Genomic DNA, 15,617 nt, shown 5'->3' with positions numbered 1-15,617 from the left:
ATTTTAGAGGCGCTCCTTGCCTCCAGAAGCCTGGCGTAGTTAAGCGCAAGAAGCTGGACTGGCGAACACGTTTCAAAAAGAGCCAAGTCGAAAGTTACGACTTGGCTCTTTTAAACTCAATTCAGACTGGCAGTTAGTAAAGACGTAAATATTGTTCGCGTTCCCATTCGGAAATGGTTTGACGATAAGCGTTCCACTCATGCCGCTTTGAGTCCATGAAACTTTGATAAAGGTGTGGTCCCAAAGCGTCTTGGATGACCTTATCTTTTTCCAACGCCTTCAAGGCATTGTGCAAGGTCGAGGGCAGATCAGCGATGCCATTGGCGCGGCGTTCATCCGCAGTCATGCCGTAAATATTCCGATCGATCGGCGACATTGGAGTTTCTTGCTGCTCAAGGCCAGCCAACCCGGCCGCTAGAATCGAAGCGATCGCCAAATATGGATTGGCGGTGGGATCAACACTGCGTAACTCCAGCCGTGTTGAAAGTCCCCGAGCTTGTGGGACCCGAATCAATGGTGACCGGTTGTGGCCCGACCAGGCAATGTACACCGGCGCCTCATAGCCTGGAACCAAGCGTTTGTAAGAATTGACGGTGGGATTATTGACAGCGGTCAACGCGCGGGCATGTTCCAGCACGCCGGCCAAGAAGTGGTCCGCGATCTCCGAAAGCCCATCGTCCGTGGTCCCATCGTAAAACGCATTTTCACCTTGGGCGTTAGACAAGGACATGTTGATGTGCATCCCGGAACCAGCGATCTTCGGCAAAGGTTTGGGCATAAAGGTGGCGTGTAACCCATATTTGCGGGCAATGGTTTTGACCACCAACTTAAAGGTCTGGATATTATCCGCCGCTTCCAAAGCGTCCGCATACTTAAAGTCGATCTCGTGCTGACCAGGGCCGACTTCGTGATGGCTGGCCTCAACTTCAAAGCCCATCTTCTCCAATTCCAGCACGATATCGCGGCGACAATTCTCGCCCAGATCAATCGGCGCAAAATCGAAATAGCCGCCATCATCGTTCAAATCTAAAGTTGGCTCCTCATTCTCGTCTAGTTTGAACAGGAAGAATTCAGGTTCCGGGCCAATATTGAAGCGAGAATAGCCAGCCGCCTGCATTAACGCGATCACCCGCCGCAAGTTATTCCGCGGATCACCCATGAAAGGCTCGCCAGTAGGTGTATGAATGTCGCAGATCAAGCGGGCCACCTTGCCATGTTCAGAACCCCATGGGAAAATCAAGAAAGTCGAAAGATCTGGGATCAGTAACATGTCACTTTCTTCGATCCGAACGAAGCCGTCGATCGATGAGCCGTCAAACATGACCTTATTGGCCAAAACTTTATCGATTTGACTGATAGGCACTTCCACGTTTTTGATGATACCGTTGATATCGGTAAACATCAAACGGAGAAATTGAACGTTCTCTTCTGCGGTTATTTTTTTGATTTCAGCAGCGCTATAATTCTTTCTTGCCATGATGCTCCCCTTATCTTTCTGAGCCGATCAACTCATTGAAATAACTAGACCAATTTGAGAATTATTGGTAAATCCAAGCAAATCAACAGGAAAATCCAACCGTTTTTAAAAGCATTTTTATCATACCAATGTTTGTTTTATTCTGCAACCAATTACTTTTGACTGGCGTTATTTTTTTCAGGCTGGTGGAGCCGTCCGCAACCATTGGGTCAAGGCGGTGTCGATTTCCAGCTGGGCGCTTTGTGGTTGGTCCAACAGATCGAACCAGTGCGTCGCGAATTGATGGCGGAAATAAGTTAATTGTCGTTTCGCGTAATGCCGGGAATCGGTTTGGATCGCGGTGATCGTCGCCGCCAAACTAGCCTGTTGCTGAAAATATGGCGGCCACTCGCGGTAGCCGATTCCTTTGGCGGCCTGCGCCTCAGGATCAACTTGCTGAAATAACCAGCGCGCCTCATCCGCTAACCCCGCCGCGACCATTTGTTCCACCCGCTGATTGATCCGCTGATAGAGCAAGGGCCGCTGGCAGTTCAGACCAAGCACGAAGGCATCATAAGGCGCGGTCAATGGCGGCTGAGCGGAGAACCGTTGACCGGTCAGCTGCCAGACCTCCAGCGCCCGCAAAACACGTTGGCGGTTTTTGGCGGGGATACCTGCGGCGGCATCGGGATCCACCGTCGCCAACCGTTGCCACATGGCTTGACTGCCCAACGCTTGCCATTCGGCCGCTAACTGCTGCCGAACGCGTTGTTGCGCCTGAGCAGTCACCGGCGTGTCCGTGGTTGCGCCCAAGGTGAAATCCTTCAACAGACTGGCCAAATACATGCCCGTGCCGCCAACGATGATCGGCAAATGCCCCCGACCACTGATTTCCGTGATCAATCTCCCCGCCGCCACTTTAAAGTCATAGGCGGAAAATGAATCACTCACGTCGCGGATATCCAACAAATAATGGGGCACTTGTCCCCGTTCAGCCGCGGTGATTTTAGCGGTACCAATATCCAGATGACGATAAACTTGCAGCGAATCTCCCGAAATGATCTCACCGTTGAACTTTGTCGCCAGGGCCAAACTTAAGGCCGTTTTGCCAACTGCGGTCGGACCAACGATTGCCAATACTTTCTCTTTCATTCCACACATCGCACCATTCTTAAACATTGATTCGGACCAACGCCATCATTTAGTGACGCTCAGCGCGAACCCAGGAAAATAACCAGTAAAAGAGCCAAAAGACTTGTTCTTGAGCCGTAAATAAGTGATAATAGACCTGAATAACAAAGGAGGTCATGTCCAATGACAAAACATTTCGTCAAAGGGTTTCTCTTAGGCAGTTTAACCACCCTGGGCGCTGTCGCCGGCTCGATTTTTGCCTTCAAGAAGACAGTCATCGAACCCCAAGAAGCTTATGATAATAAGATCGAAGAGAACCGGCGCCGCGCGAACCGCAAGAGTCACGCCGCTCATCAAGGTTAAACAAATTTATAATAAGAAAAGAGGTCGTTGACATTTCGTCAGCCGCCTCTTTTTTTATCCGCGCCACGCGCAACTGACTTCTGCGCTTAGCTACTGAATTGTCTCAGAAGCATAGCCCAGCTTCCAAGCCAATTCTTAGGCTAATGCTCGAAGTCAAACCGTTGCGTTCCGCACTCTGTTTTCCAAAACGTGCTTGCCACCCCAGCTTCTTCCGCTTAACTACGCTAGGCTTCCGGAGGCAAAGACCTGCCTCCAAAATCCTAGCTAGGTTAATGCTCAGAAGCTACCCAGGGGTGGTTCACACTCTGTTTTTAAACGTGCTTGCCACCCCAGCTTCTTCCGCTTAACTACGCTAGGCTTTCGGAGGCAAAGACCTGCCTCCAAAATCCTAGCTAGGTTAATGCTCAGAAGCTACCCGGGGTGGTTCGCACTCTGTTTTTAATCCTCAGTTTTTTTCTTGGTTTTCTTGCCTTCCCATTCGCCGTAACCGCCTTTAAGCCATTTGACGTCTGCGTAGCCGGCCTTTTTCAAGCGTAAGGCGATTCGGATCGAGAGGTTTTCGCCGGTCTCATACAGGTAGATCGGCATATCATGGCGGAGTTCATTCTGCCATGTTTTGATTTGCGTATACGGGAAATTCCGCGCGCCTAAGATATGACTTGCCTTGAAGTCCTTCTTCTCGCGAATATCGATCAACTGCGCTTTACGCATGTCTTTTTCGAATTCAGCGGACGTCAACGCGCCGTGGAGTCGCTTGCCGCGAATCTTGTAGTACGACCAATTGCCGACCATCCAAAGGAGCACGGCAATCAAAACGATATTTAAAATAAGAAAACCATTATTAGATTTACTAGCCAAAAGAATCATGTATCCACCCTAATCCTTATTATTCGCGATCACCAACGATGCGGCGCCAATCACGCCAGCGACATTACCTAAGGTCGCTAACCGTAATTTGGTGTTGTCCCGCACGTTAGGGAACGTGAATTCTTCAAAATATTTCTGAACTTGTTGTAAGAGGAAGTCACCAGCGGCGCTGACCCCACCACCGATCACGATGTAAGCCGGGTTCAACGTATTCCCAATATTCGCCACGGCCAAGCCTAAGTAGAAGCAGACCCGATCGATCACACGCACTGCTAACGGATCATTGGCTTTGGCGAGATCGAAGACGATTTTAGCGGAGATCTCATCGCCGTCATCCAACTGCTTCTTCAACTGCGAATCACCAGCGTATTCTTCCGCCATGTCGCGCGCGACCCGGACCACGCCAGTCGCGGATGCGATCGTCTCTAAACAACCGCGCTTGCCGCAAGTACACATATAGCCTTGAGGGTCAACGGTGATATGGCCGATCTCTCCAGCGGAACCAGCGACACCATGAAGTAATTCGTTATTGGCGATGATCCCGCCACCGATACCTGTGCCCAACGTAATGAAGGCCACATCTGGTTGATTATCACCAGCGCCCTTCCAGCGTTCGCCTAACGCGGCCACGTTAGCATCATTGTCGATATAGAAAGGAATTTTGGTCGCGGCTTCGATGTCGCGTTTCGGATAAACCGTCTGTTTCCAGTTCAGATTATAGGCCCCGATCACCGTACCTTGATCACGATCAACACTACCAGGTGAGCCCATCCCGATGCCGGCAAAATCCGCCGCATCCATCGCGTACATCGTCAAATGGTGATTGATCGAATCAATGATATCAGGAATGATATGAGCGCCTTCATCCAAAATATTGGTTTCTTCGCTCCAACGTTGCTGGATCTCACCAGTCATGGTCATGATCGCAAATTTGATCGATGTCCCGCCTAGATCGACCCCAATCAGTTTCTTCTCTTCCATCGTACCGTATTTCCTCCTTAAACCCTCTTAGTCAGTGTTCTGATCTCGTTTTAGCTCTTCTTCATGTTCATGACGGAGAACAATTTTGGCTCGGGCGTAGAGGTGATCATCGATCAAACCAGAGTGATGCAGATTCTGCAGTTCCACACCAGTCATCTCCAGATCCCACAGCCGCTTACCCAGGTAAACGTAGATCCCGAACCGTTTCAATAATTGCTCGATGTCATAATAATTACGAAGTTCTGGCTCAAAATTAGACATTATTAGCGTACCATTCCTATCCGATATAAGAAAGCACAAATTACAAAATAACCAATGATCGCACAAATCTGCACGATTCGTCCCTGCCGCCGTCGTTGTCCAGGCAAGGGGAAGACCAGCAACAATAAGAAGCCTCCGATCAAACCGCCTAAGTGCCCCCAAAGATCGATGCCCTGGGCAATGAGGTCAAAGACGAAGTTGAACAGCGCCAGTACGGCAAATTGACGGCCGGTAGCGCGCAGATAAGCATCATCACGGAAAACCACCCCTAAGGCGATATAAACGCCGAATAGGCCAAACAACGCGGTACTGGCCCCAGCAGAAATGCTATTCATCGCGCCAAACGCAAAACTCATCAAATTACCGGTGATCCCACTCAACAGATAGATCACGAAATAACGCCAATGCCCGATCATTTGTTCAACCGAACCACCGATATAATACAAGGTCGCTGAATTAACCAGCAAATGCATCCAGCCAATGTGCACGAACATCGGCGTCAGCAGCCGCCACCATTCCCCGGCCTGAACGCTAACGTTGATCTTCGCGCCAAACTGATACAGAACCGCCGGGGACTCACTGCCCCCAGCAGCCGTTTCACCAATAAAAATCGCCACCTGAAAGGCCAGTAACAGGACCGTGACCCAATTCCCGGTGAAAAATCGTCGTCGCCGCATTAGTTTGCCTCACTTTCCACCGTGATCAACTGGTCAAACGGTTGATCATGTTGTGATACGGGCCAAGTCGCAGTGGTAAAAACCATCGGACTCAATGCCAAAACCACAGTTTGACCCAGATAGTTTTGTAAGAAACGATCATAGTAGCCACCGCCAAAACCGACCCGCCAATGATCGCGGCTATACGCAAGACCGGGGACGATCAACAAGTCTGGCTGATCGTTCTGCAGTGTCGGCGCGGCCATGGGCTCCATGATCCCGAAAGCAGAGCGCACCAACTGATCGCCTTGCTGATAACGATAGAAGTGCATGCCATGTGTGTCAGGCAATGTTTTCGGCAAGTAGATCACCTTTTGATCCTGCCATGCCGCTTCGATCAGCGCCACCGTTGAGAATTCTAATGGTGAGCTCGCGGTGACGCCAATTTCATGCGCCTGTTGATACAAGGGACTGGCCAGGAACTGGGCCAAGATCTGTGCTTCTTCCTGCCGTTTAACCGCCAACGGTAACTGTTGCAACCGCTGAATCTGTTGTTTCCGCAAACTTTTCTTGTCGATGACCCTCACCTCTCATTAAGCAAAACAAGTTTCATAAACAAGTTCTAATCAACATGGGTCCAGCAGCCAGAGCCGAAAACGCGACTGACCACTGCTAGAACCGACGCCGTTTCCGGTCAAGTGAGCGCCAGACGCCACGCAAAAAACAAAAGAGGCCAGAACAAAACATCTCCATGTTCTGCCCCAGCCTGTTTTTTTGTTATGCCTCGAGCTTGTCACTCATGACTGAGCTAACCGGCTACAAACAGGCACATTGACCCCTAAATGTTGATTACTTAGTTTCGCGATGCAAAGTAACTTTATGATCGCGTGGGCAATACTTTTTCAATTCCAAGCGATCAGGATTATTCCGCTTATTTTTGTTAGATAAGTATGTCCGTTCATGACATTCAGTACATTCTAAAGTGATGTTAACACGCATGTGATAACCCTCCAATCTGGTTGATCTACGTTATTCACGACTTTAACAAGTATAGCAGAAAAGATTATTCTGCGCTACATTTTTTTTGGTAAGAATCCGGATCCTTGAAAAAAATCTCAATTATTTCCTTCAATCTTGAAATAATCCTCGATCATCGCCTTCGCCAAGGTGGTGTTGTAACCCCCCTTGGAGCTGGTGCTCAAGTTTGGAAAGACAATCGCGATGGCCACTTTCGGCTTATCCGCCGGTGCGTACCCGACGAAACTCAGTGTGGTTGTTTCCGGTGGATTAGCATTAGTAGGATTAGTGGGATCATAGTAGAAGGATTGAGCTGTTCCGGTTTTGGCGGCAATCGCTGGTGTCACGTCTTTCAACGCGTGCGCCGTGCCCCAAGCGTTGGTCCCATGAACCACGTTGTACAACCCTTGCTTGACCAAGGCTAATTGTCCGTTCGTGACGTCGACGCGATTTAGCACCAATGGTTGACGCTGATAAGTGGTAGTCTTGATTTTGCCTGCATCGGTCGTCTTTTGCACGGAGTCAACGACGTAAGGTTCCATCCGATAACCACCGTTGGCCACAGTCGAAATATACTGAATCATTTGGATCAAGGTATAAGCATCGTAGTTACCGTAACTCAAGTCGAGCACAGAACCACTTTTCAGCTGGCCGTTCACCTTGGTCGTCCCCAGATAACCGTCGATTTCACCAGGTAGATCGATTCCTGTTTTATAGCCAAGTCCATACTGTTGGAAATTATTACGCATATCTTGGAAAATATTGTCGTTTTTCATTTTGATGTAGGAATGCGGGGTGTAAACCGCATTGGCCTCACGCATCGCCAGCCACATCATGTAGATGTTCGAGGAGACTTCCAAAGCGGAAACTGCGTTCAAACTGCTGAATGTCCCCACTGGATAGACTGACTTCTTGATTGGTGTCGCGGGTAAGTAAAGCGGTGTATCAGCAATCGTATTGTTATCAACACTGATCACGCCTTTTTGCAACGCACCCAGCACCATGGCTGCCTTGATCGAGGACCCCATGACAAAAGTCCGATTGATCACGCCTAACGCATCATCAGTGGTCTTGCCGGTCTTCGGGTCATTCTGGATCCCCGCGATCGCCTTGATTGCACCTGTGTTCGGATCCATCGCCACCGCATAGGCGCCGTCAGAATATTGGGTATCGCCAGCCGTCTTCGCCGAGGCATAAACTTTCGCTAATTCGGCTTCCACTTTGGTTTGATAGGCGGAATCGATCGTCAAATTCAAATCTGAACCTTTTTGGCCAGAATACGCGGAGACACTATTAAGAATTTGGTTCGAATTGCTGACTTCAACCTCAGTCTGGGATTTCGTGCCGCGCAAGATCGATTCGTACTGCTTCTCCAAGTAGCTATTGCCGACGCGGTCATTGCGAGAATATCCCGACGCCAACATGCTATCCAAACTATCTTCTGGCAAACCTTGTTGTTCCGTGGTGACATTGCCCAGAATACTCCGGATCGAATCGCCATTAGGATATTCTCGTTGCCAATTGGTCCCCACCGCGATCCCCGGCAAATCAGATAGATGTTCACCGATCTCGGCCACCTCTGTCGCTGTCACCGCTTGGTTCTTGATGAAAACAGTGGAGAGTTGATAAGCAGCCGCCATTTTCGTATAAATGATCGCCACTTGACGCTGAGCAGGCGTTAAGTCTTGCTTAACGTTCGCCTGCACATATTGACTCGCATTATGGTATAGTTTATTCTCAGCTAAGGAGTCACCAGCACTGTTGACACGCTGGTTCTTCGGTAATTTCGTTAAAACCGACTGATAGTGTGCGGTGCTAGCCAAATAGTAATCCGCTAACGCCGACGCCTGCAAAGTGGTCTCAGGCACGGTCAAGTACTGACTAAGCTTGCGAGCCACGCTGAGCATTTCCTCGCTTTTAACGTTGATGCCCTTGGTGTAGGTGATCGCGTTCTGGGCCTCATTTCCCACCAGAACACGTCCCTTCGTATCGTAGATCATGCCCCGGGGAACATTGCCTGAGATGACGGTTTTGTCCGTCCGCTCGACTTCCGCTTCGAACTTGTCGCCGAAGACGATTTGCAAATACCCTAGTTGAGCGACTAAAATAGCTAAGAGTAGGAACGCAATAAAGAATAATAAATTGAGCCGAAACCTCAAAGAAGAAGTTTTCGGCTTTGCCTTCCGAGTTCGTTGACGACGCATCATGGATGTGCGTCCCCCTTTCCGTGTACTAGCCCATTCTAACAAAAAAAGCTGGGACTGACAAAACTTCCCGGCAGATTTTCACTTTTCTTACAAATTTGGAGGAATCGATCCATGGATGTCCGCTTGACCCGCACCACCATCAAAAAAAGACCGACCGCGCTTTGGTATTATTGGCTTAGCGCCTTGATTCCGTTCATAACGGTTCTCATTTACTTCGCGATCAAAGGCGCGTTCCCCTTTGGCTCTTCCTCGATCTTAACCACCGATCTTGGTCAAGAATATATTGATTTCTATGCCTATGTCCGCCGAGTCCTGCTTGGTCACCCCCACGAATTTCTCTATAGCTTCAACAATAGTCTTGGCGGCGCGATGCTGGGTACTTGGGCCTATTACTTGATCAGTCCGTTCAATTTGATTCTCTTGTTGACCCCAGGCAAGTGGATCACGGTGGGCGTTTGGTTGATGACCGCCCTGAAATTAGGCACTTGTGGTCTAACCATGTTTTACTACCTGCAAAAACGAACGCGTTCAGTTCAACCTAGCCTAGCCTTGGCGCTCAGTACCGCTTATGCGCTTTGTGGCTATAACACCGCCTATCAACTGAATATCATGTGGCTGGAAGGCGTGATGTTGCTGCCACTGATCCTCTTGAGTCTGGAACGGCTAGTTGACCACTTACAATGGCGTGGTTATCTGATTTGGTTGAGTTTGGCGATTTTGACCAATTATTACATTGGCTATATGCTCTGCCTATTCAGCCTGATTTATTTCGCCTATCTCATGCTGTTGCGCACAAAATGGCGCCAACAAATTTGGCCGCGGGTTTGGCGTTTCGCCGGGAGTTCGATTCTGGCCGCTGGCTTGAATGCCTGGCTTTTGTGGCCGACTTGGCGGGAATTGCAAACCACTAAGGCAACCTACAACGCGGTCCATTGGGATTGGTCCTGGGAGTTCAGTCCGATTTCCCTACTACCCAAGCTTAGTCTGGGTAGTTACAGCTTTGACCAAATGTCTTCCGGCCAAGCGAATATCTTTACCGGCAGTCTGGTCCTGATCTTGGCTTTGTTGTTCTGGACCGCCCGGGAATTCTCCGTCAAGCAACGCGCGTTGGCTGGTGGTGTGACTATCTTCTTACTGCTTTCGTTCATGTTGGAACCCTTGGATCTGCTCTGGCATGGCGGGCAATTTCCCGTTTGGTACCCCTCTCGGTTTAGTTTTATCTTTAGCGCTTGGCTGATTCTCTTGGCGGCCGAGGTTTTAACACAGGTCAAACAGCCTCGACTTTGGCAATTTATCGTGGTTGGGGGCCTACTCAGCGCTTGGTTGATCACGTTGATCGTCATCAGAGGCGATGTCGCCTACTTGACCGATGTCAACCTTGGTCTGACTGGTTTCTTCACGATCGCAAGTTTCGCCTTGGTACTCCTGTATTTCAATCACCGCCACCATCGCCTGCTACTGGCGGTGATGAGTCTGGTCTTGATTGGTGAAGTCCTGACCAACTACCAAGCCTCCCTGGAGCAAATTTCCTACACCAAGCAAACTGAATATTGGAACTACACCAACGTGGTTCGCCAAAGTTTGGCCAAGGCAGACCAACAGAAAGTGGCCAATCAACGGACCGGACGAACTTTCAATCGAGACAATGATGACCCAATGCAATTTAGCATCAATGGCGGTGACCATTTCAACTCAATGTTGAACCCGATCATTGGTCGCTTTTATGACAAAATCGGTCAAGCTGCCGGGGATAATTTCGTTAACTACAAATTCGGTACCCAAGTCACCGATAATTTCTTGGGCTTTCAAACTTGGTTGACCAACAATTCGCCTGACCCCGCGCTGCTTTCACAACTCAGTGACTTGAATTCCGGTTTAACGACAACTTCCTATCGTCCGGATGTTTTCAACTATCCCAGCGAGAAGAACGACGGCTTGATCACGATCCGTAATAATCCCAACGCCTTGAACCTGCTGTTTGCCGCGAATCAGAGCCTCCTGACCACCAAGTTGGGCATCAGTCAACCTGTTCTCAATCAAGAGAAACTGGTCAGTGATGCCCTAGGCGAGCAGGATTATCTTGCTCTCTACAGTCAGACTAATTTTGACAAAATCACCTTGAAAAATATTCAACGTGATCTGCCCAACACCGCGGCGACCTACACCAAGAAAGTGGCGGCCTTACCTGGGACGGTCACCTACACCTTCAAGGCGATGACCAACGATTCCTACTACCTAGCTTTGGGCAGCAGCGTCGACAAGGATGCCATTAGCCTGACCGTTGACGGTGAGAATGTGCCAATTGACGAGAACTTTCGCGACACGATCATGCTAAACGTCGCTCGGAGGGACATTGGCAAGACGATCAAGATCGTGATGACCCTGAAGAAGAACTCAGTTTGGATTCAACACCTGGAATTGTATCAATTGAATCAAAAGCGGCTCGACCAGAAATTTAAGCAACTTAAACAAGGCGACGCCAAAAAGGTGACCCTGAACGGTGACCAAGTCCAAGCGCAGGTGACTCTGAAAAAAGGACAAATCTTAATGACCACGATTCCAGCCAATCAAGGTTGGCAACTAACGGTTGATGGTCAGCGCCAGGCCACCACCACAGTTCTGCAAACTTTTATTGGGGCGAAATTGAGTCCCGGGACCCACCAGATCAGTCTACGCTTTCGGCCTGACGGTTGGCGCCAAGGCTGGCTGAGCACAGGGGGCTTCATCTTGATCACCTTGATCGTTTGGTTCTGGCCCAGCGTATTGAGCAAACGACGGCGGTTCAAATGACCACTCCTAAACTACCAAAGCATTAAAAAAACTGACTCACCTAATTCGGTGGGTCAGTTTTTTGTTGGTCAATAACGCTAGCGGCGCCTGACAAAATTACGGCGCGGCTATTCCGCGAAGAAATATTCAGGTTCTTGCAAACTGTCATTGAACTTGATCGCCAAATCGTGGTCCGCGAAGAACCACTCATCTTGCTTTTCAGTAAACAGCGTCAGTCCATCTTGTTCAAACTGATCACGCACGTTAGCTAACGGCGCCAGCTCGATTCCCACGGAAAAGCCATCGTGGATCGTTGTCTTCCCATAGACCTTACCAAACAAATGGATGCCTTGCCCCGCACCGATCGTAAATTCTTCTTTGAACCAATCGATCGAGTGGTTGTCAATCGTGATCTTCATCAGTTTCCTCCAAGTTTGCTCATTTGCTTTGATTGTAGACAATTTATTTCGAAAAAGCAACCAAACTGCTGGCTTCTTTTCCTCAAAAAATGGGAGAGCTTCTCTGCGCTGGATGTTGGTGGAATGCTACACTTCGCAGACAAAAGTATGATGGCCGCGGCTTGCGCTGCAAAATTCGGGGTGAGCTCGCTGTGGGCGTCACTTTGAGCTTTTCGGAAGGGCACCGAAAATCTCAAAGCTGAGCCTTGTCCTAAGCGGCACAGCCGCCAAGGACAATTTCACGGCGATCTCACCCCGAATTTCTCCGCTCCAGCCGCTCAACGTTATCTGATTCGCTTGAGCACTCACGCCAACGGGCTGGCTATGTCCAATTGATGTGGAGCCACTAAACTGATGATCGTGGTTAGCAGTGGCAATCCTTAAATTGGTGACAACGGTGCAGTCTGCTTGATGGACTTGCACATGATCTTTATGAATCAACTTAATTGATCGGTTTCCGACTCCAATTCTTTTAAGTGAGATAAATCCGTTGGACTACTCGAAATGCACCTGCCTCCTGATCTAAACCCGTTGGTATGCCAGACCACTTTAAAAGTGGGTAATTGTTTGTCCTCTGGCTTGCCAAAACACAACTTCAATTACAGCCAGGCTCAATTCTGTCCAACCGGCTACGCTCACCCGCAATATTCACCAAAACTTGCAATTAGCCGCAGAAAACAAAAAAACGGCGCCGTGGCAGCCGTTGTTCGTCTTACAAATTAAAAATTAACAATTAACAATATAAGGGTAAATCATTGCACCAACTTATGCTTGAACGCATAAATCGCGGCTTGGGTCCGATCCTCCACTTGGAGCTTGGCCAGAATGTTGGACACATGGGTCTTGACCGTTTTCAGGGTAATGAACAACTCATCAGCGATTTCCTTGTTGCTTTTTCCTTTGGCGATCAACATCAGGACTTCCCGTTCCCGAGCGGTCAAGTCTTCGTATAATTGCGGTTGGCTCTTCTGTGACATCCGGTTCATCATTTTCGTGGTGACTTCTGGTTCCAAAACTGACTCGCCTTTCGCGGTCGCACGGATTGCTTGGGCGATCTCGGCGGCGGTGGAAGTTTTCAGAATATAGCTTGCGGCACCAGCTTCGATTGCTGGATAAACTTTCTCGTCATCAATGAAGCTTGTCAAGATGATAATCTTCGCTTGGGGCCACTGTTTCAGGATCTCTTTTGTCGCTTCGATCCCATCCATCTCTGGCATGACCACGTCCATTAAAATCGCGTCGGGACGCAGGGTCAGCGCCTTCTCCAGGCCTTCGCGCCCATTGACTGCCTCACCGATAACTTCAATATCCGACTGGATCGAAAGATACGACGAGATCCCTAAACGGACCATTTCGTGATCATCAACTATCAAAACTTTAATCATGATTTTCCTCCATTACAATCGGGACCCGCACTTCCACACTGGTTCCTTCGTTTTTGAAACTGATTGTCCGGACTGAACCGCCAACGGACTCGGCGCGCTCGCGAATATTGGACAAGCCATAACTACCCGCGTTTTCTTGTTGCGCCATATCAAAACCGACCCCATTGTCAACAACTCGGAGGAGGACATTTTGATTAACTTGCTTTAAATAAACTTGCATCTGGTCAGCGTGGGCATGGCGTAATGTATTGGACAACAACTCTTGGACAATTCGAAAGAGATTATCCTCTACTCCTGATTTTAACCGAACATCATCCATTTCCCAAGTGATTTTGATTTTTATTTTCGTTTGGAGTTCTTTCAGTAGCGAGATAATGCCGTCTTTGAGCGAACGTCCTTCCAAATTAGTCGGCCGTAGATGCAACAAAAGCGCCCGCATTTCTGACTGGGCTTCATTGATCACTTTCTCAATTCGCATGATCATTTGCTGATAATTCGGGTCCAAATCGATCTGCTGGGCAGTTTCACTTAACGCGGAAAGCATCATCATCGCCGCAAAAAGCTGTTGCGACACAGAATCGTGCAATTCGCGCGCCAGCCGATGGCGTTCACCCTCGAGAATTTGTTCCCGTGTCTCACCATCAAAGCGCAAAGGTTGACTGGAAAAAGTTTGCAACTCTTGCTGCAAACTCACGATTTTCTCATTTAATTGATCATAACTGGCGGTCAACTGATCATCCGCCGAATCATCGTGATTGACGGGCCGGACCCCCTGCCCTTGGCGATAGGTCCCTTCCATGATCTGCTCGATCTGTCGCAGTTGTCGTCGCTCCAACTGCCGCACCGACAAGTTCACGATCGCGACGATCAGGATCCCGAACAAGGCGGCGCCAATGATCACATAGGCAATGACCGGCACCGAGACGATCCGATCGGTCAACCCTTTGATCAACAGATTTAGGTCACCGGCGCGATAGGCCATTAAGCTTAGCGGTGCTAGGAAAAAGAGCAAACTTCCCATCGTTGTCAGGGTAAAGATCCAAATGCTTCGTTTGCGAGTGGTCATACGTAGACCACCTCCAAATCACCGATCAAGCAACTGGTGACGATGCGAATCCGCCGTTCGCTCTCTTGATAATCCGGGGTTTTGACCCGCAGCGTCTGATTTTTCAACTGATGGATCTGGTCGGAAAATTTAACATCACCGACGAAAACCGAGTGCTCCAAATAGACTGCGGTGCCAAAGGGAACTAGGACCCGCGTATTGCCGAAGCCTTTCTGAATGATGACCACATTCTCCCGATCGGTGGGCAAAAGTGTATTGCCTAAATCAATGATCGTGTCGCCACCCAGCTCTTTCAAGTTGATATCATGCCATTGATAGACCTGCTTACCAATGTTTTGGTCGCCCCACCACCGATTTGTCGTCATTTGCCATTCGTGATCAGGAACTGCGCCATCCACGTCCGGATCGACCTGCGGCGCCGTATACTTCTTTTTACGCCAGAAGAAATGATCAGGCTTCCCCAAGACTGTGGGGAATAGTAGCATCAGAAAAACCAAAGTCAAAAACAGCAATAGCCAAAAGGACTGGTGGCTCGCCACACTGACACCGATGGAAATCCCGGCAATTACCTTCAAAACAGAGTTACGTTCCTTGCCTTTTTGCCGGCGACGATTCACGATCAGCGCTAAAATGATACCGATCGTGAGGAAAACAATCGATTGCGGGGTGCTGAAGATCTGCCAACCCAACATAATCAAGGTCGCCACCAGGATCACACCCATAAAGGGCAAAAACTTGCGCATGCTTAGTCCTCTCTTCATCTTAATGCTTCAATTATAACAATTTTGGCGACCGTCGCCATCTGTCTTAAGTCTGAATATCGAGTTGACTCAGCCCCGCCGTAAGTCCTAGCGTCCAAAAAAATATTAAGGATCATCGATAAGATTCCTGCAGAGCAAACAAAGCGGGTAAAAGAAAAATCCTTGCTAGATGTAGCGAACATCTAACAAGGAAAAATAAAAACCAGCAACCCGATTATCGTCTAGGTAGAGATTTTTGC

Annotated in this window: 16 protein-coding genes; 2 read left to right on the top strand and 14 right to left on the bottom strand. The window is 49.0% G+C overall.

Going from position 1 to position 15,617, the window contains the following annotated elements:
* Window positions 1–133: 133 nt before the first annotated feature.
* Entirely contained in the window at window positions 134–1,477 is a 1,344-nt protein-coding gene (gene glnA, locus EKM94_RS09720) for a type I glutamate--ammonia ligase (RefSeq protein WP_125601114.1), read from the bottom strand.
* Window positions 1,478–1,654: 177 nt separating this feature from the next.
* A complete protein-coding gene (miaA, locus tag EKM94_RS09715) occupies window positions 1,655–2,608 on the bottom strand; it encodes a tRNA (adenosine(37)-N6)-dimethylallyltransferase MiaA (protein WP_125601111.1) in 954 nt (317 codons plus the stop codon).
* Between the two features lie 162 nt (window positions 2,609–2,770).
* Here miaA and EKM94_RS09710 point away from each other — a divergent pair, with 162 nt between their 5' ends.
* Window positions 2,771–2,950 carry a DUF3042 family protein gene (locus tag EKM94_RS09710; protein WP_125601108.1) on the top strand — a complete coding sequence of 60 codons (180 nt, stop codon included), beginning with the start codon at window positions 2,771–2,773 and terminating at the stop codon, window positions 2,948–2,950.
* Between the two features lie 438 nt (window positions 2,951–3,388).
* On the opposite strand, the gene EKM94_RS09705 is transcribed toward EKM94_RS09710, so the two are convergent.
* The 7 genes from EKM94_RS09705 to EKM94_RS09675 all read right to left on the bottom strand — a co-directional run bounded on the left by EKM94_RS09705 (window position 3,389) and on the right by EKM94_RS09675 (window position 8,936).
* Window positions 3,389–3,808 carry a rhodanese-like domain-containing protein gene (locus EKM94_RS09705; protein ID WP_379861796.1) on the bottom strand — a complete coding sequence of 140 codons (420 nt, stop codon included), beginning with the start codon at window positions 3,806–3,808 and terminating at the stop codon, window positions 3,389–3,391.
* A gap of 18 nt (window positions 3,809–3,826) precedes the next feature.
* The gene (locus EKM94_RS09700) at window positions 3,827–4,798 is read right to left on the bottom strand and encodes an ROK family glucokinase (RefSeq protein WP_125601102.1); all 972 of its coding nucleotides are present in this window, start codon (window positions 4,796–4,798) and stop codon (window positions 3,827–3,829) included.
* Between the two features lie 27 nt (window positions 4,799–4,825).
* On the bottom strand, window positions 4,826–5,059 hold the full coding sequence (locus EKM94_RS09695; RefSeq protein WP_125601099.1) for a YqgQ family protein: 234 nt from the start codon (window positions 5,057–5,059) through the stop codon (window positions 4,826–4,828).
* 2 nt (window positions 5,060–5,061) lie between these two features.
* Window positions 5,062–5,736, bottom strand: coding sequence for a rhomboid family intramembrane serine protease (locus tag EKM94_RS09690; RefSeq protein ID WP_125601096.1), 675 nt, complete (start codon window positions 5,734–5,736; stop codon window positions 5,062–5,064).
* On the bottom strand, window positions 5,736–6,302 hold the full coding sequence (locus EKM94_RS09685; RefSeq protein WP_125601093.1) for a 5-formyltetrahydrofolate cyclo-ligase: 567 nt from the start codon (window positions 6,300–6,302) through the stop codon (window positions 5,736–5,738). The genes EKM94_RS09690 and EKM94_RS09685 overlap by 1 nt, the downstream gene beginning before the upstream one ends.
* A gap of 262 nt (window positions 6,303–6,564) precedes the next feature.
* Entirely contained in the window at window positions 6,565–6,714 is a 150-nt protein-coding gene (gene rpmG / locus EKM94_RS09680; protein WP_125601090.1) for a 50S ribosomal protein L33, read from the bottom strand.
* 116 nt (window positions 6,715–6,830) lie between these two features.
* Window positions 6,831–8,936: a peptidoglycan D,D-transpeptidase FtsI family protein gene (locus tag EKM94_RS09675; RefSeq protein ID WP_379861800.1), complete on the bottom strand. Its 2,106-nt coding sequence runs from the start codon at window positions 8,934–8,936 to the stop codon at window positions 6,831–6,833.
* A gap of 114 nt (window positions 8,937–9,050) precedes the next feature.
* Here EKM94_RS09675 and EKM94_RS09670 point away from each other — a divergent pair, with 114 nt between their 5' ends.
* Window positions 9,051–11,729, top strand: coding sequence for a YfhO family protein (locus EKM94_RS09670; protein WP_125601084.1), 2,679 nt, complete (start codon window positions 9,051–9,053; stop codon window positions 11,727–11,729).
* Between the two features lie 107 nt (window positions 11,730–11,836).
* Here the strand turns inward: EKM94_RS09670 and EKM94_RS09665 are convergent, their stop codons facing one another.
* The 5 genes from EKM94_RS09665 to liaF all read right to left on the bottom strand — a co-directional run bounded on the left by EKM94_RS09665 (window position 11,837) and on the right by liaF (window position 15,360).
* On the bottom strand, window positions 11,837–12,127 hold the full coding sequence (locus tag EKM94_RS09665) for a HesB/YadR/YfhF family protein (protein ID WP_125601082.1): 291 nt from the start codon (window positions 12,125–12,127) through the stop codon (window positions 11,837–11,839).
* A gap of 198 nt (window positions 12,128–12,325) precedes the next feature.
* On the bottom strand, window positions 12,326–12,607 hold the full coding sequence (locus tag EKM94_RS09660) for a hypothetical protein (protein ID WP_125601079.1): 282 nt from the start codon (window positions 12,605–12,607) through the stop codon (window positions 12,326–12,328).
* Between the two features lie 311 nt (window positions 12,608–12,918).
* Window positions 12,919–13,551: a response regulator transcription factor gene (locus EKM94_RS09655; RefSeq protein WP_125601076.1), complete on the bottom strand. Its 633-nt coding sequence runs from the start codon at window positions 13,549–13,551 to the stop codon at window positions 12,919–12,921.
* Complete coding sequence (locus EKM94_RS09650) at window positions 13,544–14,617, bottom strand: sensor histidine kinase (protein WP_125601073.1); 1,074 nt, start codon at window positions 14,615–14,617, stop codon at window positions 13,544–13,546. Before EKM94_RS09650 ends, EKM94_RS09655 begins: the two co-directional genes overlap by 8 nt.
* Entirely contained in the window at window positions 14,614–15,360 is a 747-nt protein-coding gene (gene liaF / locus EKM94_RS09645) for a cell wall-active antibiotics response protein LiaF (protein WP_164511188.1), read from the bottom strand. The genes EKM94_RS09650 and liaF overlap by 4 nt, the downstream gene beginning before the upstream one ends.
* Window positions 15,361–15,617 lie beyond the last annotated feature (257 nt).

The sequence above is a fragment of the Lapidilactobacillus achengensis genome (assembly GCF_003946655.1).
Lineage (GTDB): Bacteria > Bacillota > Bacilli > Lactobacillales > Lactobacillaceae > Lapidilactobacillus > Lapidilactobacillus achengensis.
Note: the sequence above shows the minus strand (reverse complement) of the source record. Positions and strands in the feature narration are given on the sequence as shown.

Coding starts and splice junctions, on each gene's coding strand:
- glnA (WP_125601114.1), bottom strand. CDS start 1,477: ATGGCAAGAAAGAATTATAGCGCTGCTGAAATCAAAAAAATAACCGCA.
- miaA (WP_125601111.1), bottom strand. CDS start 2,608: ATGAAAGAGAAAGTATTGGCAATCGTTGGTCCGACCGCAGTTGGCAAA.
- EKM94_RS09710 (WP_125601108.1), top strand. CDS start 2,771: ATGACAAAACATTTCGTCAAAGGGTTTCTCTTAGGCAGTTTAACCACC.
- EKM94_RS09700 (WP_125601102.1), bottom strand. CDS start 4,798: ATGGAAGAGAAGAAACTGATTGGGGTCGATCTAGGCGGGACATCGATC.
- EKM94_RS09695 (WP_125601099.1), bottom strand. CDS start 5,059: ATGTCTAATTTTGAGCCAGAACTTCGTAATTATTATGACATCGAGCAA.
- EKM94_RS09690 (WP_125601096.1), bottom strand. CDS start 5,736: ATGCGGCGACGACGATTTTTCACCGGGAATTGGGTCACGGTCCTGTTA.
- rpmG (WP_125601090.1), bottom strand. CDS start 6,714: ATGCGTGTTAACATCACTTTAGAATGTACTGAATGTCATGAACGGACA.
- EKM94_RS09675 (WP_379861800.1), bottom strand. CDS start 8,936: ATGCGTCGTCAACGAACTCGGAAGGCAAAGCCGAAAACTTCTTCTTTG.
- EKM94_RS09670 (WP_125601084.1), top strand. CDS start 9,051: ATGGATGTCCGCTTGACCCGCACCACCATCAAAAAAAGACCGACCGCG.
- EKM94_RS09665 (WP_125601082.1), bottom strand. CDS start 12,127: ATGAAGATCACGATTGACAACCACTCGATCGATTGGTTCAAAGAAGAA.
- EKM94_RS09655 (WP_125601076.1), bottom strand. CDS start 13,551: ATGATTAAAGTTTTGATAGTTGATGATCACGAAATGGTCCGTTTAGGG.
- EKM94_RS09650 (WP_125601073.1), bottom strand. CDS start 14,617: ATGACCACTCGCAAACGAAGCATTTGGATCTTTACCCTGACAACGATG.
- liaF (WP_164511188.1), bottom strand. CDS start 15,360: ATGCGCAAGTTTTTGCCCTTTATGGGTGTGATCCTGGTGGCGACCTTG.